Annotated in this window: 15 protein-coding genes; 11 read left to right on the top strand and 4 right to left on the bottom strand. The window is 59.9% G+C overall.

Going from position 1 to position 19,149, the window contains the following annotated elements; all coding sequences use genetic code 11:
* Positions 1-122: 122 nt before the first annotated feature.
* Positions 123-2,564 carry a penicillin-binding protein 1A gene (locus FQ182_RS05220; protein WP_371923853.1) on the top strand — a complete coding sequence of 814 codons (2,442 nt, stop codon included), beginning with the start codon at positions 123-125 and terminating at the stop codon, positions 2,562-2,564.
* A gap of 210 nt (positions 2,565-2,774) precedes the next feature.
* Here the strand turns inward: FQ182_RS05220 and FQ182_RS05215 are convergent, their stop codons facing one another.
* The 3 genes from FQ182_RS05215 to rpmE all read right to left on the bottom strand — a co-directional run bounded on the left by FQ182_RS05215 (position 2,775) and on the right by rpmE (position 5,294).
* Complete coding sequence (locus FQ182_RS05215; RefSeq protein WP_149411257.1) at positions 2,775-4,043, bottom strand: malic enzyme-like NAD(P)-binding protein; 1,269 nt, start codon at positions 4,041-4,043, stop codon at positions 2,775-2,777.
* A 182-nt stretch (positions 4,044-4,225) separates the two neighbouring features.
* Positions 4,226-5,044: a thermonuclease family protein gene (locus tag FQ182_RS05210; RefSeq protein WP_149411258.1), complete on the bottom strand. Its 819-nt coding sequence runs from the start codon at positions 5,042-5,044 to the stop codon at positions 4,226-4,228.
* A 10-nt stretch (positions 5,045-5,054) separates the two neighbouring features.
* A complete protein-coding gene (rpmE, locus tag FQ182_RS05205) occupies positions 5,055-5,294 on the bottom strand; it encodes a 50S ribosomal protein L31 (protein ID WP_133101315.1) in 240 nt (79 codons plus the stop codon).
* Positions 5,295-5,517: 223 nt separating this feature from the next.
* Between rpmE and FQ182_RS05200 the strand changes: the two genes are divergently transcribed.
* The 10 genes from FQ182_RS05200 to FQ182_RS05155 all read left to right on the top strand — a co-directional run bounded on the left by FQ182_RS05200 (position 5,518) and on the right by FQ182_RS05155 (position 18,168).
* On the top strand, positions 5,518-7,737 hold the full coding sequence (locus tag FQ182_RS05200) for a primosomal protein N' (RefSeq protein ID WP_149411259.1): 2,220 nt from the start codon (positions 5,518-5,520) through the stop codon (positions 7,735-7,737).
* Between the two features lie 167 nt (positions 7,738-7,904).
* Positions 7,905-9,641 carry an arginine--tRNA ligase gene (gene argS / locus FQ182_RS05195; protein ID WP_149411260.1) on the top strand — a complete coding sequence of 579 codons (1,737 nt, stop codon included), beginning with the start codon at positions 7,905-7,907 and terminating at the stop codon, positions 9,639-9,641.
* A gap of 1 nt (position 9,642) precedes the next feature.
* The gene (locus tag FQ182_RS05190) at positions 9,643-10,335 is read left to right on the top strand and encodes an SPOR domain-containing protein (RefSeq protein WP_149411261.1); all 693 of its coding nucleotides are present in this window, start codon (positions 9,643-9,645) and stop codon (positions 10,333-10,335) included.
* Between the two features lie 144 nt (positions 10,336-10,479).
* Positions 10,480-11,010: an ATP-dependent protease subunit HslV gene (gene hslV / locus FQ182_RS05185; RefSeq protein ID WP_133101311.1), complete on the top strand. Its 531-nt coding sequence runs from the start codon at positions 10,480-10,482 to the stop codon at positions 11,008-11,010.
* A gap of 37 nt (positions 11,011-11,047) precedes the next feature.
* The gene (gene hslU, locus FQ182_RS05180; protein WP_149411262.1) at positions 11,048-12,385 is read left to right on the top strand and encodes an ATP-dependent protease ATPase subunit HslU; all 1,338 of its coding nucleotides are present in this window, start codon (positions 11,048-11,050) and stop codon (positions 12,383-12,385) included.
* An 85-nt stretch (positions 12,386-12,470) separates the two neighbouring features.
* Complete coding sequence (locus FQ182_RS05175) at positions 12,471-12,848, top strand: gamma-butyrobetaine hydroxylase-like domain-containing protein (protein WP_149411263.1); 378 nt, start codon at positions 12,471-12,473, stop codon at positions 12,846-12,848.
* A gap of 249 nt (positions 12,849-13,097) precedes the next feature.
* Positions 13,098-14,777, top strand: a complete 1,680-nt coding sequence (phaC, locus tag FQ182_RS05170) for a class II poly(R)-hydroxyalkanoic acid synthase (RefSeq protein WP_149411264.1) — start codon at positions 13,098-13,100, stop codon at positions 14,775-14,777.
* 92 nt (positions 14,778-14,869) lie between these two features.
* Positions 14,870-15,727 carry a poly(3-hydroxyalkanoate) depolymerase gene (gene phaZ, locus FQ182_RS05165; RefSeq protein ID WP_149411265.1) on the top strand — a complete coding sequence of 286 codons (858 nt, stop codon included), beginning with the start codon at positions 14,870-14,872 and terminating at the stop codon, positions 15,725-15,727.
* Between the two features lie 101 nt (positions 15,728-15,828).
* Complete coding sequence (gene phaC, locus FQ182_RS05160; RefSeq protein WP_149411266.1) at positions 15,829-17,511, top strand: class II poly(R)-hydroxyalkanoic acid synthase; 1,683 nt, start codon at positions 15,829-15,831, stop codon at positions 17,509-17,511.
* Positions 17,512-17,544: 33 nt separating this feature from the next.
* Positions 17,545-18,168 (top strand): TetR/AcrR family transcriptional regulator, encoded by a 624-nt coding sequence (locus tag FQ182_RS05155; protein ID WP_149411267.1) that lies wholly within the window; start codon positions 17,545-17,547, stop codon positions 18,166-18,168.
* 145 nt (positions 18,169-18,313) lie between these two features.
* Here the strand turns inward: FQ182_RS05155 and FQ182_RS05150 are convergent, their stop codons facing one another.
* Positions 18,314-19,141 carry a phasin family protein gene (locus tag FQ182_RS05150; protein ID WP_149411268.1) on the bottom strand — a complete coding sequence of 276 codons (828 nt, stop codon included), beginning with the start codon at positions 19,139-19,141 and terminating at the stop codon, positions 18,314-18,316.
* Positions 19,142-19,149 lie beyond the last annotated feature (8 nt).

Below are 19,149 nucleotides of genomic sequence, written 5' to 3'. Positions count from 1 at the left end.
AAAAATGCTTTAATGCCCAGCGTTTTTTCCCGCTTTTTATTTGCAGGTCGGGGCGACCCATCGTTTGCCGTGCATGCCCCGACACCTAACTCATTCTTTTCTCTGGAAATCCAAAAGCCTTGATTCGTCTGCTGAAGTTTTTCGGGTACTCCATTGTCGCTATCGTCTGCGGGCTGCTGCTCGTTCTCAGCGGGGCCTATCTCTACCTTAGTCCGGGATTGCCCTCCGTAGAGACCCTGAGAAGTATCCAGTTGCAGATTCCTTTGCGGGTCTACAGCAGCGATGAAAAACTGATCGCGGAGTTCGGCGAAATGCGCCGCACCCCGATCCTTTTCGCCGATATTCCACCCAACTTCATCAACGCCCTTTTGTCGGCCGAAGACGATAACTTCGCCAATCACTATGGCGTGGACCCCGGCAGCCTGGTCCGTGCAGCCACGCAACTGGTAAAAAGTGGTCACATTCAGTCTGGCGGCAGCACCATCACCATGCAGGTGGCGAAGAACTTCTTCCTCACCAGCGAACGCAGTTTTTCCCGCAAGGCCACGGAAATCCTCCTGGCGCTGCAGATCGAACGACAGCTGACCAAGGATGAAATCCTGGAGCTGTACGTCAACAAAATCTATCTGGGCAACCGCGCCTACGGTATCGAAGCGGCATCACAGGTGTATTACGGCAAGTCGATTCGTGACGCCAGCCTGGCGCAGATGGCAATGATTGCCGGTTTGCCGAAAGCCCCTTCACGCTTCAACCCCCTGGCCAACCCGGCGCGCAGCAAAGAGCGTCGCGATTGGATCCTGGGGCGGATGTACAAGCTGGGCAAGATCGACCAGAGCGCCTATGAAACGGCCGTGGCCGAACAACTGAACGCCAGCTATCACGTGCCGACGCCCGAAGTGAGTGCGCCGTACATTGCCGAGATGGCCCGTGCCGAGATGGTCGGCCGTTATGGCAGCGAGGCCTACACCGAAGGTTTCCGCGTTACCACGACCATTGCGAGCAACTTGCAGGAAGTGGCGAATACCGCCGTCCATGAAGGCCTGATCACCTATGACCAGCGCCATGGCTATCGCGGCCCCGAATCACGCCTGCCGGGCAAGACCCTCAGCGCCTGGACCCTAGAACTGGGTAAACAGCGCGCAATCAGCGGCCTTGAGCCAGCCATCGTCACCCAGGTGAAGAAGGATGGCGTGCAGGTGCTGACCCGCACCGGCGAAGAACACGTGGCCTGGGACAGCATGAAATGGGCACGTCCGTTCCTCAACACCAACAGCATGGGCCCGATGCCCAAGCAGCCGTCGGATGTGGCTCAAGTCGGCGACCTGATCCGCGTGCAGCGCCAGAAGGACGACAGTCTGAAATTCAGCCAGGTCCCGGTGGCACAAGGCGCCCTGGTATCGCTGGACCCACAGAACGGCGCCATCCGCGCCCTGGTCGGCGGTTTTGCCTTCGAACAAAGCAACTACAACCGTGCCACCCAGGCCAAGCGCCAACCGGGCTCCAGCTTCAAGCCGTTCGTCTACAGCGCCGCACTGGACAATGGCTATACCGCCGCCAGTTTGGTCAACGACGCGCCAATCGTGTTTGTCGATGAGTACATGGACAAGGTCTGGCGACCGAAGAACGACACCAACACCTTCCTTGGCCCGATCCGGGTTCGTGAGGCGCTGTACAAGTCACGCAACCTGGTGTCGATCCGCTTGCTGCAAGCGATGGGCGTCGACCGTACCATCGACTACATCAGCAAGTTCGGCTTCAATAAGCAGGACCTGCCGCGCAACCTGTCCCTGGCTTTGGGTACGGCTACCCTCACACCGATGGAAGTCGCCACCGGCTGGAGCACCTTTGCCAACGGCGGCTACAAGATCACGCCGTACCTGATCGACAAGATCGAAAGCCGCAACGGCGAGACGCTGTTCGTCGCCAACCCGCCGAGCGTGCCCAATGGCGTCGCCGCGACGGCTGGTTTGGCAGCGCCAGCCAACGGCGGTATCACCATCGAACCGATGCCGGGCGAAGTCCCAACAGGCGCTGCGCCTGCCCCGCAAACACCGGCAGTGGCCGAGCGCATCGTCGACGGCCGCACCACCTACATCCTCAACAGCATGCTGGAAGATGTGATCAAGCGCGGCACTGGCCGCCGAGCCCTGGCCCTTGGCCGCACGGACCTGGCAGGCAAGACCGGCACCACCAACGAGTCCAAGGATGCCTGGTTCTCCGGCTACAACGCCGACTACATCACCACAGTCTGGACCGGTTACGACCAGCCGGAAAGCCTGGGCCGTCGCGAGTTCGGTGGCACCGTTGCGCTGCCAATCTGGATGAGCTACATGGGCGCAGCCCTCAAGGACAAGCCAGCCCACACCCAGGCCGAGCCGGAAGGCATTCTTAGCCTGCGGATAGACCCGATCAGTGGCCGCGCCGCTGTGCCGGGCACACCGAATGCGTACTTCGAACTGTTCAAGAGCGAAGACACGCCACCATCGGTCAATGAGCTGGGCAATGGCACCGCACCAGGCAGCCCGCTGCCGGCGGATGAGGCGGCGCCGATCGACTTGTTCTAAGTACCGGCTCTCGGACAGATGAGACCTGTGTGGGAGCTGGCTTGCCTGCGATGCAGACAGCGCGGTGCTTCAGACATACCGAGCTGATGCCATCGCGGGCAAGCCTGGCTCCCACAGGGTTTACCTGAACATCGAAACAGCATTTGAGCCACACAACAAAAAGCCCCGACTCTTGCGAGTCGGGGCTTTTTGTTGGTGCGCTACAACGGCTTAGCCGTTGAACACATCATCCACGCTCTTGAGCGGGTAGTTTTTCGGATACGGCAGAGTCGCCACACCGGTCGCGATCGCGGCCTTGGCCACGGCGTCGGAGATCACGGTGATCAGGCGGGCATCCATTGGTTTCGGGATGATGTACTCACGACCGAACTCCAACTTGATACCGCCGTAGGCGTCGCACACTTCCTGAGGCACCGGCAACTTGGCCAGTTCACGCAGGGCGTTGGCGGCAGCCACTTTCATTTCTTCGTTGATGCGCTTGGCGCGAACGTCCAGGGCACCACGGAAGATGAACGGGAAGCCCAATACGTTGTTGACCTGGTTCGGATAGTCCGAACGGCCGGTGGCCATGATCACGTCGTCGCGGGTGGCGTGAGCCAGGGCCGGGGCGATTTCTGGGTCCGGGTTGGAGCAGGCGAACACGATCGGGTTAGCCGCCATCAGCTTCAGGCCTTCGGCGCTCAGCAGGTTCGGGCCGGACAGGCCGACGAATACGTCAGCGCCGTTCAGGGCGTCGTCCAGGGTACGTTTCTCGGACGGATGGGCGAACATCGCCTTGTACTGGTTCAGGTCGGTACGCTCGGACTGGATCACGCCCTTGCTGTCGACCATGTAGATATTTTCCAGCTTGGCACCCATGCTCACGATCAACTTCATGCACGAGATAGCTGCAGCGCCAGCGCCCAGGCAGACGATCTTGGCGTCAGCGAGGTTTTTGCCAACGATTTCCAGCGCGTTGATCATGCCGGCTGCGGTCACGATCGCAGTGCCATGCTGGTCATCGTGGAATACCGGGATGTCGCACTGCTCGATCAGCGCCTTTTCGATTTCAAAGCACTCAGGTGCCTTGATGTCTTCCAGGTTGATGCCACCGAAGGTGATGGAGATGCGCTTGACGGTGTCGATGAAGGCTTGCGGGCTTTCGGCATCGACTTCGATGTCGAACACGTCGATACCGGCGAAACGCTTGAACAGCACGCCCTTGCCTTCCATCACCGGCTTGGAAGCCAATGGGCCGAGGTTACCCAGGCCGAGAATCGCGGTGCCATCAGAAATGACTGCAACCAGATTACCCTTGCCGGTGTATTTGTAGGCCAGTTCAGGATCGCGGGCGATTTCACGCACGGGCTCGGCTACACCGGGGCTGTACGCCAGCGACAGGTCGCGGGCAGTAGCAGTGGCTTTGGTGAGTTCGACACTCAGCTTTCCTGGACGAGGAAAGGCATGATATTCGAGAGCGGCAGTTTTCAAATCAGACATATCGGCATTCCGCTTTTTACTGTTGGACGACGGACCGCCGAGGATACGCGTGTCGCAAAGCCCCTACAAGACTGGGCGGTCACGGGTGTCAAGGGCCCAGCCCTACAACTTTCGGCCAAGAGCCACGGGACACAAGGGCTTAACTGTTCACAATCATACGAAAAAATGTCTACAATTTTTTCTTATTGTGCCAGTTGCAGCATGGCGGGGTCGGTCAATGGCAGGAGCCAGCGGGCCTGGCCGTTTTTCAGGCCGCCACGGCGGGAACGATCCAACACCCAGCCACGGACTTCGATCTGCTGGCCCTGAAGGCGCTTGAGCAGAGCACTGTCAAATTGGCCCGTCAGATTGGGTGCAACGCGCAATACCATGGAGCCCTGCAATTCGATCCAGATTCCGCCACGATTGCGCTCGATCTTGCTCACCCGGCCGCTGACCACTGCGAAACCGGAACGCTCGATCGCTGAGGCTTTCTGCACCGGCGACTGACGCCATAGCCCCAGGCGGGCCTGTCGGGCACTGCGTTCGGCCGCCTGCTGGCAGGCGACCAGATCAACATTAGGTGCGACGGCCACCTGAAAACCCAAGCCTTCGGCGAGCAGTTGCGCCTCCATGTTCGCGCCATTGGCACCATAGAGGTGAGCCAGGGTGCGCCCGTAGTGATCTTTGCTCTCCTGGCCGAGCACCAGGCTAACCCGACCGGCGCTGGCATCTACCAGACCTTGTAAACGCTGACGCGCGGCCACTGCGAAGGGTTCGTCGGAACGACCTTTCTTGCCGGTTTCCGGCGCGTTGACACCGATCATGCGCACGCTGCGGCCGTCTTTGAGCCGAACCGTGTCGCCATCGACCACCCGCTGTACCTCGAAGGTACCGAGAGCCGCCGGCGCGGGGCAAAATACCTCGGCCTGAACGGGCGCCAGCCAAATCGCAGACACAAAAAAGGCGCCCGCAAGGGACGCCTTTTTTATCAACGAGGAGAAGCCCGGCAGGCTTTCCACGTCGTTTGCCTTACTCTGCTGCTGGAGCAGGAGCAACTTTAGCAGCGCCGAAAGCACCGAAACGGGTCTTGAACTTGTCAACACGGCCGCCAATATCCAGAGTCTTCTGCTTACCGGTGTAGAACGGGTGGCACTCGTTGCACACGTCGATTGGCAGAGCTTTGCCGAAGGTCGAACGAGTTTCGAACTTGTTACCGCAGCTGCAGGTAACGTCGATGGCAACGTAATTTGGATGAATATCGGCTTTCATGGTGTATTCCTCAGGCTAGCGTGCCGCCAGTCAACACTATTGTTGAATACCGCACGTAATTAGGCCGCGGATTCTACCAGACCTTTTTAAACGCGCAAGCGGCACCATAAGTCGTTTTCCATCAGAAAGGCCCCTTTCATCAGAAAACCGTGCCATACCCAACACCCTACTCGTCTGCTAGGCTCGCGCCCTTCTTCACCGCCTGTCATATGAGAACCCCCGCGTGCCCGACGCCATTTTGCGCCTCGCCCTGCCCTCGCCCCTGCGCCGCCTGTTCGACTACCGCGCACCTACCGGCGTGCTGCGGTCGCAGCTGCAACCGGGGATGCGCGTGCGGGTGCCATTTGGTCGGCGAGAGATGATCGGCATTCTGGTGGAAGTCGCCGACCACAGCGAAGTACCGGCGGAAAAACTCAAGGCCGCTCTGGCCATGCTGGACGCCACCCCGCCGCTACCACCCTCATTGTTCAAGCTGTGCCTGTGGACTTCCCAGTATTACCAGCACAGCTTGGGCGACACTCTCAGTTGGGCATTGCCGGTGCTGTTGCGCCAGGGCGAACTGGCCGAGGCCCGCCAGGAACGGTTCTGGTCAATGACACCCGGCGCACGCCTGGACGACCCGCGCATCGCCCGCGCCCCACGCCAGCGCGAAGCCCTGGCGACCCTGGCCCAGCACCCACACGGCGTCGCCCATCAGTTACTGAGCAAGCTGCTGTTAAGTAAGGACAGCCTGGACTTGCTGCTGGCCAAGGGTTTGGTCCAAGTAGCAATTCGCAAGCACGCCCCCGGCGAACGCCATGAACACTGGCTGGCCCAGCCGGAACTGCCGCTAAACCCGGAACAGCGCACCGCCTATGAAGCCATTCGTGCAGGATTCGACAGTTTCCATGCCTTCCTGCTGGCAGGCGTCACCGGCAGCGGCAAGACCGAAGTCTATTTGCAACTGATCCGCGAAACCCTGGAAGCCGGTAAACAGGCACTCGTGCTGATCCCCGAGATCAACCTCGGCCCGCAAACCCTGGCGCGTTTCGAGCAGCGCTTCAATGCGCGCATCGCCCTGGTGCACTCGGCGGTCAACGACCGCGAGCGCCTGGAGTCGTGGTTGGCGGCAAGGGATGGCGAGGCCGACATTATTATCGGCACCCGTTCGGCGCTATTCACCCCGATGAAGAATCCCGGGCTGATCATCATCGACGAAGAACACGACGGCTCCTATAAACAGCAGGAAGGTTTGCGCTATCACGCCCGCGACCTGGCCCTGGTGCGAGCGCGCCAGGAGAACATTCCGATTGTGCTGGGCTCGGCCACGCCATCCCTGGAAAGCCTGCACAACGCCTACACCGGGCGTTATGGCCTGCTGCGCCTGAATGAGCGGGCCGGTAGCGCCAAGCAGCCGCGCTTCCTGCGCCTGGATGTGAAAAGTCGTCCGCTGGACAGCGGGATTTCCGGGCCGATGCAGCAAGCCATCGGCCAGACCCTCGCCGCTGGCCAGCAGGTGCTGGTGTTCCTCAATCGCCGAGGCTTTGCGCCGACCTTGCTGTGCCACGACTGCGGCTGGATGTCCGAGTGCAACCGCTGCGATGCGCGCATGACCGTGCACCAACGTTCCGGCGAGTTGCGCTGCCATCACTGCGGCCATGTCGAACGCGTTCCGCGCAATTGCCCGCAGTGCGGCAAAGTCGACCTGCGTCCTGTTGGCGCAGGCACCGAGCGGGCTGAGGAACGCCTGGGGATTCTGTTTCCGGACTATCCGGTGCTGCGCGTCGACCGCGACAGTACGTCGCGCAAGGATGCGATGAATCAGCTGTTCGCCACTATCCAGAAGGGCCAGCCGTGCATTCTTGTGGGTACGCAGATGCTTGCCAAAGGGCACCACTTTCCACGGGTGACCTTGGTGTCGATCCTGGATGCCGATGGCGGGCTGTTTTCCGGGGATTTTCGTGCCAGCGAGCGCATGGCCCAGTTGATCGTCCAGGTCGCCGGGCGTGCCGGGCGTGCTGAGGAGCCGGGTAAAGTGATCATCCAGACCCACCTGGCCGACCATCCGCTGCTGATTCAACTGACCGCACAAGGCTATTTCGCGTTTGCCGAACAGGCCTTGAGCGAACGCCGCTGCGCCGGGCTGCCGCCGTTTTCCCATTTGGCCTTGCTGCGGGCTGAAGCCCATAAACCTGGGCAGGCCGAGGGTTTTCTCGATGAAGCGTGCAGCCTGGCTGAACGTTTGCTCGGTGAGCTGGGGTTGACCGGCATTGAATTACTGGGCCCCGTGCCAGCCCCGATGGAACGCCGCGCCGGTCGCTATCGCGCGCAGCTACTCTTGCAGGCTAACGCCCGCGCGCCGTTGCATCGTTTATTAAGCAGTTGGCTGCTGGCCCTGGAGCAAATGCCCAGCGGGCGGCAAGTACGTTGGTCGCTGGATGTGGACCCGGTAGATTTGTACTAACCCCCTTGCAGGAGCAAGCTTACTCCTTGGGGGTTGGGTTCTCCCGATAGAGCCTGAAGGTCCGCCAACCTGTCTGAGCGGTTGGCAAGCACGCCCTCGCAACGGATAATGTCCAGTTTTTCCACCTGCGCATCGCGCGCCGCTGCTTGCGGTCGAAAGAGAACACCATGAAAGACGCCATCCGCCAGTTGATCCAACAAGCCCTCACCCAACTCGTCAACGAAGGTGTTTTACCTGAAGGCCTGACGCCGGCGATTCAGGTGGAAAACTCCCGAGACAAGACCCACGGTGACTTCGCCAGCAACATCGCCATGATGCTGGCCAAGCCGGCCGGCCTGAAGCCTCGCGACCTGGCGGAAAAAATCATCGCCGCGCTGCCAGCCGACCCGCAAGTCAGCAAGGCCGAAATCGCCGGCCCCGGCTTTATCAATATCTTCCAGAACACCCAAGCCCTGGCTTCGCGCCTGGATGCGAGCCTTGCCGACGCCAAAATCGGCGTGCGCAAGGCTGGTCCCGTGCAGCGTGTGGTCGTCGACCTGTCGGCACCGAACCTCGCCAAGGAAATGCACGTCGGCCACTTGCGCTCGACCATCATTGGCGACGGCGTGTCACGGGTTCTGGAGTTTCTCGGCGACACCGTGATTCGCCAGAACCACGTAGGCGACTGGGGCACCCAGTTCGGCATGCTGATGGCGTACCTGCAGGAAAACCCAATCACCAGCAACGAGCTGGCCGATCTGGAAAACTTTTACCGTGCCGCCAAAAAGCGCTTCGACGAATCCGAAGAATTCGCCGACCGCGCCCGTGGCCTGGTGGTCAAGCTGCAGGCCGGCGACAAGGAATGCCTGGAACTGTGGGCACGCTTTCGCGATATCTCCCTGTCCCACTGCCAGGAAATCTACGAGCGGCTGAACGTCAAGCTGACCATGGCCGACGTGATGGGCGAAAGCGCCTATAACGACGACTTGATCAACGTGGTCAACGACCTCAAGGCCAAGGGCCTGCTGGTGGAAAGCAACGGCGCCCAGTGCGTATTCCTCGACGATTTCAAGACCGCCGACGGCGAGCCGCTGCCGGTAATCATCGTCAAGGCCGATGGCGGCTATCTCTACGCCACCACCGACCTGGCGGCCGTGCGCTACCGCAGCGGTGTTCTGAAGGCTGATCGTGCCCTGTATTTCGTCGACCAGCGCCAGGCCCTGCACTTCCAGCAAGTGTTCGAAGTGGCCCGCCTGGCCGGGTTCGTCACCCACCCGATGCACATGGAGCACATGGGCTTCGGCACCATGAACGGCGCCGATGGCCGTCCGTTCAAGACCCGCGATGGCGGCACCGTGAAGCTGATCGACCTGCTGAACGAAGCCCAGGAACGCGCCTACACCCTGGTGAAGGAAAAGAACCCGGAGCTGGCCGAAGCCGACCTGCGTAACATCGCCAAGGTCGTCGGCATTGGCGCGGTGAAATACGCCGATCTGTCCAAGCACCGCACCAGCGACTACAGCTTTAACTTCGAGTTGATGCTCAACTTCGAAGGCAACACCGCGCCGTACCTGCTGTATGCCTACACTCGGGTCGCCGGTGTGTTTCGCAAGCTGGGCAAGGACTTCAGCGAAGTCGAAGGCCAGATCAACCTGCAGGCGCCTCAGGAACATGAGCTGGCCACCAAGCTCGCTCAATTTGGCGAAGTGCTCAACAACGTCGGCGAGAAAGGCACGCCGCATATGCTCTGCACTTACCTGTACGAAGTTGCAGGGCTGTTCTCCAGTTTCTACGAGAACTGCCCGATCCTGAGCGCAGACGACGAAGCCCAAAAGCAAAGCCGCTTGCGCCTCGCCGCACTGGCTGGACGGACCCTCAAGCAAGGCCTGGAACTGTTGGGCCTGGAAACTCTGGAGCGTATGTAAGTTGGCTGCCAAGAAAAAACCTGCACCCAAGCGTGGCGCCAGCCGCTACCAGGCACCGGCAAAGAAACCGATTCCGGGCTGGATGTGGCTGGCCATCGGCCTGACGGTCGGTGCGTTTATTGTGTTTCTGATGAAGCTGGAGCCGGGCCAGGGCGATGACGTCAAACGGGTCAAGCAGGAGCAACAGAAGGCCAGCAGGATCGCCGAAGCGAACAAGACACCGCCCAGCCCTACTGCGCCAGTGAAGCCTAAATATGACTTCTACACCCTGCTGCCGGAATCGGAAGTGATTGTTCCGCAAGACGCCGTACCGGAAAAAACCCTGCCTACGCCACAAGTTCCGGTAACCCCGGCCGAAGCGGCGAAGATCGACACCGCACGGGCCCAGGCTGCTCTGGCGGGGATCACTCCGCCACCGCCGCCACCGGTCGCTACCACCAAGGCAGCGCCAGTGACCAAGTTCTTCCTGCAGGCGGGTTCATTCCCCAAGCAGGCGGATGCTGATCGTGTGCGGGCGCAAATTATTCTGCTCGGGCAGGCGGTGACAGTGGAATCGGGAACGGTGAAGGATGCGACCTGGTATCGCGTACTGGTAGGTCCGTTCAGCAACCGTGAACAGTTGACCGTGGCTCAGAAACAGCTGGCCGGCGCAGGGTTTAGCAACCTGTTGTTACAGCAACGCCAAAGCCGCTGATCGGAACGCCGATCCTATGGCGAACACCTATTGTGGCGAGGCGGCAAGCCCGCTCGCCACAAGTCCTACGGTTGAAATACTCCCCGCCACCCCCATATGAGTTCCATCAGGGCATTTTCGCCCCGCTGCGTGGAGACTCTCCCCTTGACCACCATCGTTTCAGTTCGCCGCCACGGCAAAGTCGTCATGGGCGGCGACGGCCAGGTTTCCCTTGGCAATACCGTGATGAAAGGCAACGCGAAAAAAGTACGTCGCCTGTACCACGGCCAGGTCATCGCAGGCTTTGCCGGCGCCACCGCTGACGCCTTCACCCTTTTCGAGCGTTTCGAAGGCCAGCTGGAAAAACACCAGGGCCATCTGGTCCGTGCTGCCGTCGAGCTTGCCAAGGAATGGCGCACCGACCGTTCCCTGAGCCGCCTGGAAGCCATGCTCGCCGTCGCCAACAAGGACGCGTCCTTGATCATCACCGGCAACGGCGATGTGGTAGAACCGGAAGACGGCCTGATCGCCATGGGCTCCGGTGGCGGCTACGCCCAGGCCGCAGCCAGCGCACTGTTGAAAAAAACCGATCTGTCGGCCCGTGAAATCGTTGAAACCGCCCTCGGTATCGCTGGCGATATCTGCGTCTTTACCAACCACAACTTCACCATTGAGGAGCAGGACCTCGCCGAATAAGCCGCTGGCTTTTCAGGCTTGAGGACCGTCAATTATTATGTCCATGACTCCCCGCGAAATCGTCCATGAACTCAATCGCCATATCATCGGCCAGGACGATGCCAAGCGCGCCGTTGCCATCGCCCTGCGTAACCGCTGGCGCCGGATGCAACTGCCCGAAGAACTACGCGTTGAAGTAACCCCCAAGAACATCCTGATGATCGGCCCTACAGGTGTCGGTAAAACCGAAATCGCCCGTCGCCTGGCCAAATTGGCCAACGCGCCGTTCATCAAGGTCGAAGCGACCAAGTTCACCGAAGTCGGCTATGTGGGCCGTGACGTCGAGTCGATCATTCGTGATCTGGCCGACGCTGCCCTGAAACTGCTGCGCGAACAGGAAATGACCAAGGTCAGCCACCGCGCCGAAGACGCCGCCGAAGAACGCATCCTCGACGCTCTGCTGCCACCGGCACGCATGGGCTTCAACGAAGATGCCGCGCCAAGCCAGGACTCCAACACCCGCCAGCTGTTCCGCAAGCGTCTGCGTGAAGGCCAGTTGGACGACAAGGAAATCGAGATAGAAGTCGCCGAAATCTCCGGCGTCGACATCTCCGCGCCGCCTGGCATGGAAGAAATGACCAACCAGCTGCAAAACCTGTTCGCCAACATGGGCAAGGGCAAGAAGAAAAGCCGCAAGCTCAAGGTCAAGGACGCGCTGAAACTGGTGCGTGACGAAGAAGCTGGGCGCCTGGTCAACGAGGAGGAACTCAAGGCCAAGGCTCTGGAAGCGGTCGAACAGCACGGCATCGTGTTTATCGACGAGATCGATAAAGTCGCCAAGCGCGGTAACTCCGGTGGCGTCGACGTTTCCCGTGAAGGCGTACAGCGCGATTTGCTGCCGCTGATCGAAGGCTGCACCGTCAACACCAAGCTGGGCATGGTCAAGACCGACCACATTCTGTTTATCGCTTCCGGCGCGTTCCACCTGAGCAAACCAAGCGACCTGGTGCCGGAGCTGCAAGGCCGCCTGCCGATTCGCGTAGAACTCAAGGCGCTGACCCCGGGCGACTTCGAGCGCATTCTCAGCGAGCCGCACGCATCGCTGACCGAGCAATACCGCGAGCTGCTGAAAACCGAAGGCCTGGCCATCGAGTTTTTGCCGGACGGTATCAAGCGCCTGGCGGAGATCGCCTGGCAGGTCAACGAGAAGACCGAGAACATCGGTGCCCGCCGCCTGCACACTTTGCTTGAGCGTTTGCTTGAGGAAGTGTCCTTCAGTGCCGGCGACATAGCGGGCACCCAGAATGGCGAGGCCATCAAGATCGACGCCGACTACGTCAACGGCCACCTTGGCGAATTGGCGCAGAACGAAGATCTGTCTCGTTACATTCTGTAAGCTTCAAGCGGCAAGCTATAAGCTGTAAGTTGATTGTGTTCAACTTGCGGCTTGTAGCTTAAAGCTTACCGCCCAAGGCGTTCCCATGACCAAACTACCTACCTCCATCAACCTGCACAAAGCCTCCAAGACCCTGTCCCTGACCTACGGTCCGGATGAGGTCTATCACCTGCCCGCCGAATTACTGCGAGTACATTCGCCTTCCGCCGAGGTCCAGGGCCACGGCAAACCGATCCTGCAATTTGGCAAGCTCAATGTCGGCTTGAGCAAGATTGAACCTGCCGGCCAGTACGCACTGAAATTGACCTTCGACGACGGTCATGACAGCGGACTGTTCACTTGGGATTACCTCTACCAGCTCGCCGTGCGCCAGGATGATCTGTGGACCGAATATCTTGCCGAACTCAAAGTCGCCGGAAAAACCCGCGACCCGAGTCAGTCAGTCGTCAGACTAATGCTCTAGCCCGCACCTCCTGCTCATTAGTGGGCATTTTCTAATTCCATCTGCTTGAATGCCCTGTCTCAGGGTCAGCGATTGGCCTGCTTGCGAAAAAAATTAAACTCGGGTAACCAATGTAACTGGCAAGTTCCCTGCATTTGATGATGCGGTATTAACGGTGACCCGAGCAGCAGTACCAGGCTTGTGTTGTGTGCCGAGAATGGGTGCACAGCGGTACCCGGTACTCGTCTTTCGGACAATGGAGCGTCGTAGATGAGTAACAAGAATAACGATGACTTGAAACGCCAGGCCTCGGAAAACACCTTGGGGCTGAACCCGATCATCGCCTTGCGTAAAAAGGATTTACTGGCTTCTGCTCGAATGGTGCTGACCCAGGCCATCAAGCAACCGTTGCACAGCGTCAAGCACGTCGCCCACTTTGGCGCCGAGTTAAAGAACGTGGTATTTGGCAAATCCGAGCTTGCGCCCGAGAGCGACGACCGTCGATTCAACGACCCGGCGTGGAGCCAGAACCCACTCTACAAACGTTATCTGCAAACCTACCTGGCGTGGCGCAAGGAACTGCACGACTGGATCGGCGACAGCAACCTATCGGAGCAGGACATCAGCCGCGGCCACTTCGTCATCAACCTGATGACCGAAGCCATGGCCCCGACCAACAGCGCCGCCAACCCGGCCGCCGTCAAACGCTTCTTCGAAACCGGCGGCAAAAGCCTGCTGGACGGTCTCTCGCACTTGGCCAAGGACATGGTCCACAACGGCGGTATGCCGAGCCAGGTCAACATGGGTGCCTTTGAAGTGGGCAAGAGCCTGGGCACCACCGAAGGCGCCGTGGTGTTTCGCAACGACGTCCTGGAGTTGATCCAGTACAAGCCAATCACCGAGCAAGTGCACGAACGCCCGCTGCTGGTGGTACCGCCACAGATCAACAAATTCTATGTCTTCGACCTGAGCCCGGATAAGAGCCTGGCGCGCTTCTGCCTGCGCAATAACCAGCAGACTTTTATCGTCAGTTGGCGCAACCCCACCAAGGCCCAGCGCGAGTGGGGCCTGTCGACCTATATCGAAGCGCTGAAAGAAGCGGTCGATGTGGTCACCGCGATCACCGGCAGCAAAGACGTGAACATGCTCGGGGCCTGCTCCGGCGGCATCACCTGCACCGCCCTACTGGGCCACTACGCGGCGCTGGGGGAGAAAAAGGTCAACGCCCTGACTCTGTTGGTGAGCGTGCTGGACACCACCCTGGACACCCAGGTGGCGCTGTTCGTCGACGAACAGACCCTGGAAGCGGCCAAGCGCCACTCCTATCAGGCCGGCGTGCTGGAAGGCCGGGACATGGCCAAGGTGTTCGCCTGGATGCGCCCCAATGATTTGATCTGGAACTACTGGGTCAACAATTACCTGCTGGGCAACGAGCCGCCGGTCTTCGACATCCTGTTCTGGAACAACGACACCACCCGTTTGCCGGCAGCGTTTCATGGCGACCTGATCGAGTTGTTCAAGAACAACCCGCTGATACGCGCCAATGCCCTGGAAGTGTGCGGTACGCCGATTGACTTGAAACAGGTCACCACCGATATCTATTCCCTCGCTGGCACCAACGACCACATCACCCCGTGGCAGTCCTGCTACAAGTCGGCGCAGCTGTTTGGCGGCAAGGTCGAGTTCGTGCTGTCCAGCAGCGGGCATATCCAAAGCATCCTCAACCCGCCGGGCAATCCCAAGTCGCGCTACCAGACCAGCGACACCATGCCAAGCAAAGCACTGGACTGGCAGGAAAATGCCACCAAGCACACTGATTCGTGGTGGCTGCATTGGCAGGTGTGGCAGACAGAGCGGTCGGGGAAGTTGAAAAAAGCACCGGCGGCGCTAGGCAATAAAACGTACGCCGCTGCTGAAGCGGCACCCGGAACCTATGTGCACGAACGATAGCGGCAAGCCTCAAATCACAAGCTGCAAGGTGATTGCACTCATCTTGCAGCTTGCGGCCTGAAGCTGCCTCCACTCACCCGCAGGGTAAGCCCATGCCGCAACCGTTCATCTTCCGCACCATCGACCTGAATGGCCAGACCATCCGCACGGCGGTGCGACCGGGCAAGTCTCACTTGACGCCGCTGCTGATTTTCAACGGCATCGGCGCCAACCTTGAGCTAGTGTTTCCGTTCGTCCAGGCCCTGGACCCCGATCTGGAGGTGATTGCCTTTGATGTTCCCGGTGTCGGCGGTTCCTCGACGCCCAGACGACCCTATCGCTTTCCCGGCCTGGCAAAACTCACCGCACGCATGCTCGATTACCTGGACTATGGCCAGGTCAACGTGGTTGGGGTTTCCTGGGGCGGTGCCCTGGCCCAGCAGTTTGCCTATGACTACCCGGAACGCTGCAAGAAACTGATCCTCGCGGCCACCGCCGCCGGTGCGTTCATGGTGCCCGGCAAACCGAAAGTGCTGTGGCTGATGGCAAGCCCACGGCGTTACATCCAACCGTCTCATGTAGTGCGCATTGCCCCGATGATCTATGGCGGCTCGTTCCGCCGAGATTCAAAACTGGCCGCCGAACACGCCAGCAAAGTGCGTTCGGCCGGCAAGTTGGGCTACTACTGGCAACTGTTCGCCGGCCTTGGCTGGACCAGCATCCACTGGCTGCACAAGATCAAGCAGCCGACCCTGGTGCTGGCGGGCGACGACGACCCACTGATCCCGCTGGTCAACATGCGCATGCTGGCTTGGCGTATCCCCAATGCTCAGTTGCACATCATCGACGACGGTCATTTGTTCCTGATTACCCGCGCTGAAGCAGTGGCGCCGATCATCATGAAGTTTCTCCAGGAAGAGCGCCTGCCCGCGGTGATCCACCCGCAACCGGCGCCGTTAAGCAACACCTGAGGCGCATCGGGTCAGGACGATCCTCCGCGCAACTTGGCCAGAACCGACTATGGTTCTGAATTGGCGTGCACGTTAGCGGATTGACGAAGGAGTGTTGACTCATGCGAGACAGACCCGTGACGAGCCCGGTGCCCACACCTGCTGCGTTCATCAATGCACAAAGCGCGATCACTGGCCTGCGTGGTCGGGATTTACTGTCGACCCTGCGCAGCGTTGCAGCCCATGGCCTGCGCAACCCGCTACATAGCGCGCGGCATGCCTTGGCCCTGGGTGGGCAGTTGGGCCGGGCGTTGCTGGGGGAAACCGTGCATGAACCCAACCCCCACGACAGCCGCTTCGCCGACCCCACCTGGCAGCTCAACCCGCTGTACCGGCGCAGCCTGCAAGCCTATTTGAGCTGGCAAAAGCAGACCAAGCGCTGGATCGACGACAGTAACCTGAGCACCGATGATCGGGCGCGAGCGCACTTTGCCTTTTCCCTGATAAACGACGCCGTATCGCCGTCCAACACCCTGCTCAATCCATTGGCGATCAAGGAGCTGCTCAACTCCGGCGGCAACAGCGTGGTGCGCGGCGTCAGTAATTTGTTTGACGACCTGCTGCACAACAACGGCTTGCCTCGGCAAGTCACCAAGCAGGCCTTTGAGGTCGGCAAGACCGTCGCCACCACTCCTGGCTCGGTAGTGTTTCGCAACGAGTTGCTGGAGCTGATCCAGTACAAGCCCATGAGTGAAAAACAGTACGCCAAGCCGCTACTGGTGGTACCGCCGCAAATCAACAAGTACTACATCTTTGACCTGAGCCCGGCCAACAGCTTCGTCCAGTACGCCCTGAAAAATAGCCTGCAAGTGTTTATGGTCAGCTGGCGTAACCCGGACGTGCGGCATCGGGAATGGGGCCTGTCCACCTATGTGGCGGCACTGGAAGAAGCGCTGAACATCTGCCGGGCGATCACCGGCGCCCGCGAAGTCAACCTGATGGGCGCCTGCGCCGGCGGCCTGACCATTGCTGCGTTGCAAGGCCATCTGCAAGCCAAGCGGCAGCTGCGGCGCATCTCCAGCGCCAGCTATCTGGTGAGCTTGCTGGATAGCCAGATCGACAGCCCCGCCACGCTGTTCGCCGACGAGCAAACCCTGGAAGCCGCCAAGCGCCACTCCTATCAACAGGGCGTACTGGACGGCCGGGACATGGCCAAGGTGTTTGCCTGGATGCGCCCCAACGACCTGATCTGGAATTACTGGATCAACAACTACCTGCTGGGCAAGGAACCGCCGGCGTTCGACATCCTGTACTGGAACAACGACAACACCCGCCTTCCCGCTGCCCTGCACGGCGACCTGCTGGATTTCTTCAAGCACAACCCACTGAGCCACCCTGGCGGCCTGGAAGTCTGTGGCACACCTATCGACTTGCAGAAGGTCACGGTGGACAGCTTCAGCGTGGCCGGGATCAACGATCACATCACCCCGTGGGACGCGGTCTACCGCTCGACCTTGCTGCTGGGCGGCGAAAAACGCTTCGTGCTGTCCAACAGCGGGCATATCCAGAGCATCCTCAACCCGCCGAGCAACCCCAAGGCTAACTTCGTCGAAAACATCAAGCTGAGCAGCGACCCGCGCGCCTGGTACTACGATGCAAACCACATCGAGGGCAGTTGGTGGCCGCAGTGGCTGGAGTGGATACAGCAACGCTCAGGGGTCCAGCGCGAAACGCTGACTGCTCTGGGCAACCAAAATTACCCACCAATGGAAGCTGCGCCCGGCACCTATGTGCGGGTCCGTTGATAACTTGACTCACCGATTACTTAAGAAGACTGGATGAAAACCCGCGACCGTATCCTTGAATGTGCCTTGCAGTTGTTCAACCACAAGGGCGAGCCGAACGTATCGACCATGGAGGTGGCCAATGAAATGGGGATCAGCCCCGGCAACCTCTACTACCACTTCCACGGCAAGGAGCCCTTGGTGCTCGGCTTGTTTGAGCGTTTTCAGGGTGAGTTGGCACCGCTGCTCGATCCGCCGCCGGATGTGCAACTGGCCGCTGAGGATTACTGGTTGTTCCTGCACCTGATCGTGGAGCGCATGGCCCACTACCGGTTTCTGCTCCAGGACCTGTCGAACCTGGCGGGGCGCTTGCCGAAACTGGCCAAGGGCATCCGTAACCTGCTGAATGCGTTGAAACGAACGCTGGCCTCGCTGCTGGCACGACTCAAGACGGGGGGGCAATTGGTCAGCGATACCCAGGCGTTGGGGCAACTGGTGGAGCAGATCACCATGACCCTGCTGTTTTCCCTGGATTACCAGCGGATTCTCGACCGCGAAGGTGAGGTGCGGGTGGTGGTGTACCAGATCATGATGCTGGTGGCGCCACATCTTCTGTTGCCGGCACGGCTGGCGACAGAGCGGTTGGCACTGCACTACCTGGATGAAGCAGATCTGTGAAAAAGCGCCGGCCAAATGTGGGAGCCGGCTTGCCCTCGATGCAGTCACCTCGCTAACACAGTCAGACTGAGGTTAATGCTATCGCGGGCAAGCCCGGCTCCTACAGGCCTTTGCAGGCCGGGCGTTTTTGCGTGTCCCGTGAAAATCAGGACTGACTGGTAGGCGTCGGGGTTACCGAAGTTGCAGTCGGGGTAGCAGCGGTCTGCGTCGGCGCGGTGGCCGAGTTGGTCGCGGGTGCCGGTTTGGCCGCAATGACTGGCTTTGGAGCGGCTGGCTTCTTGGCTACGGCAGGTTTCTTCGCTGCGGCTGGTTTTGCAGCAGCTTTAGCCGCGACAGGTTTAGCAGCAGGCTTGGCCGCTGTGGTTTTGGCCGCTGGCTTGGCAGCAGGTTTAGCCGCTGTTTTTGCTGGAACCTTGGCCGCTGGCTTGGCTGCCAGTTTGGCGGCGGCTTTGACCAACGGTTTGGCCGGGCTTTTCGCTGCTGGTTTGGCGGCAGCGGTTTTGGCGGCAGGCTTGGCAGCAGGCTTTGCGGCTGCGGTTTTCGCCGCCACTGGAGCCACTTTGGCGCCTGTTAGTTTTTCGATTTGCTTGGTCAAGGTATCGACCTTGCTGTGCAGCGCCTTCACTTCATTGCGGCTGGGTACGCCCAGTCGCGAAATGGCACTGTTCAGACGCTTGTCGAAAGCGCCTTCCAACTCATCCCACTTGCCCAGTGCCTGGTTTTTAACCGCATTGATGCGAGACTTGGCAGAACCTGCAGTTGCCTTTGCCGCATCTACTTGTTTACCCACTGTGCTCTTGGTCAACTTCTCGGCTTTCTCGCCGTCTTTAACCAAGGTCTCGAAGTATTTACCGCCGTCACTGCTGACCTTCGAGTACACGCCTAAACCAGCAAGCCAGATCTTGCGGGAGTATTTTTCGACTTCCCCAATCCACGAGTTGCCTTCTTTCTCAGTATTCTTTTTACCAGCCATCCCGTTAT

Source organism: Pseudomonas sp. ANT_H4, assembly GCF_008369295.1.
GTDB lineage: Bacteria > Pseudomonadota > Gammaproteobacteria > Pseudomonadales > Pseudomonadaceae > Aquipseudomonas.
Note: the sequence above shows the minus strand (reverse complement) of the source record. Positions and strands in the feature narration are given on the sequence as shown.

Bases quoted from the DNA above. Each gene is read 5' to 3' on its own strand.
- FQ182_RS05215 (WP_149411257.1), bottom strand. From the start codon at position 4,043: ATGTCTGATTTGAAAACTGCCGCTCTCGAATATCATGCCTTTCCTCGT.
- rpmE (WP_133101315.1), bottom strand. From the start codon at position 5,294: ATGAAAGCCGATATTCATCCAAATTACGTTGCCATCGACGTTACCTGC.
- argS (WP_149411260.1), top strand. From the start codon at position 7,905: ATGAAAGACGCCATCCGCCAGTTGATCCAACAAGCCCTCACCCAACTC.
- hslU (WP_149411262.1), top strand. From the start codon at position 11,048: ATGTCCATGACTCCCCGCGAAATCGTCCATGAACTCAATCGCCATATC.
- FQ182_RS05175 (WP_149411263.1), top strand. From the start codon at position 12,471: ATGACCAAACTACCTACCTCCATCAACCTGCACAAAGCCTCCAAGACC.
- phaC (WP_149411264.1), top strand. From the start codon at position 13,098: ATGAGTAACAAGAATAACGATGACTTGAAACGCCAGGCCTCGGAAAAC.
- phaZ (WP_149411265.1), top strand. From the start codon at position 14,870: ATGCCGCAACCGTTCATCTTCCGCACCATCGACCTGAATGGCCAGACC.
- phaC (WP_149411266.1), top strand. From the start codon at position 15,829: ATGCGAGACAGACCCGTGACGAGCCCGGTGCCCACACCTGCTGCGTTC.
- FQ182_RS05155 (WP_149411267.1), top strand. From the start codon at position 17,545: ATGAAAACCCGCGACCGTATCCTTGAATGTGCCTTGCAGTTGTTCAAC.
- FQ182_RS05150 (WP_149411268.1), bottom strand. From the start codon at position 19,141: ATGGCTGGTAAAAAGAATACTGAGAAAGAAGGCAACTCGTGGATTGGG.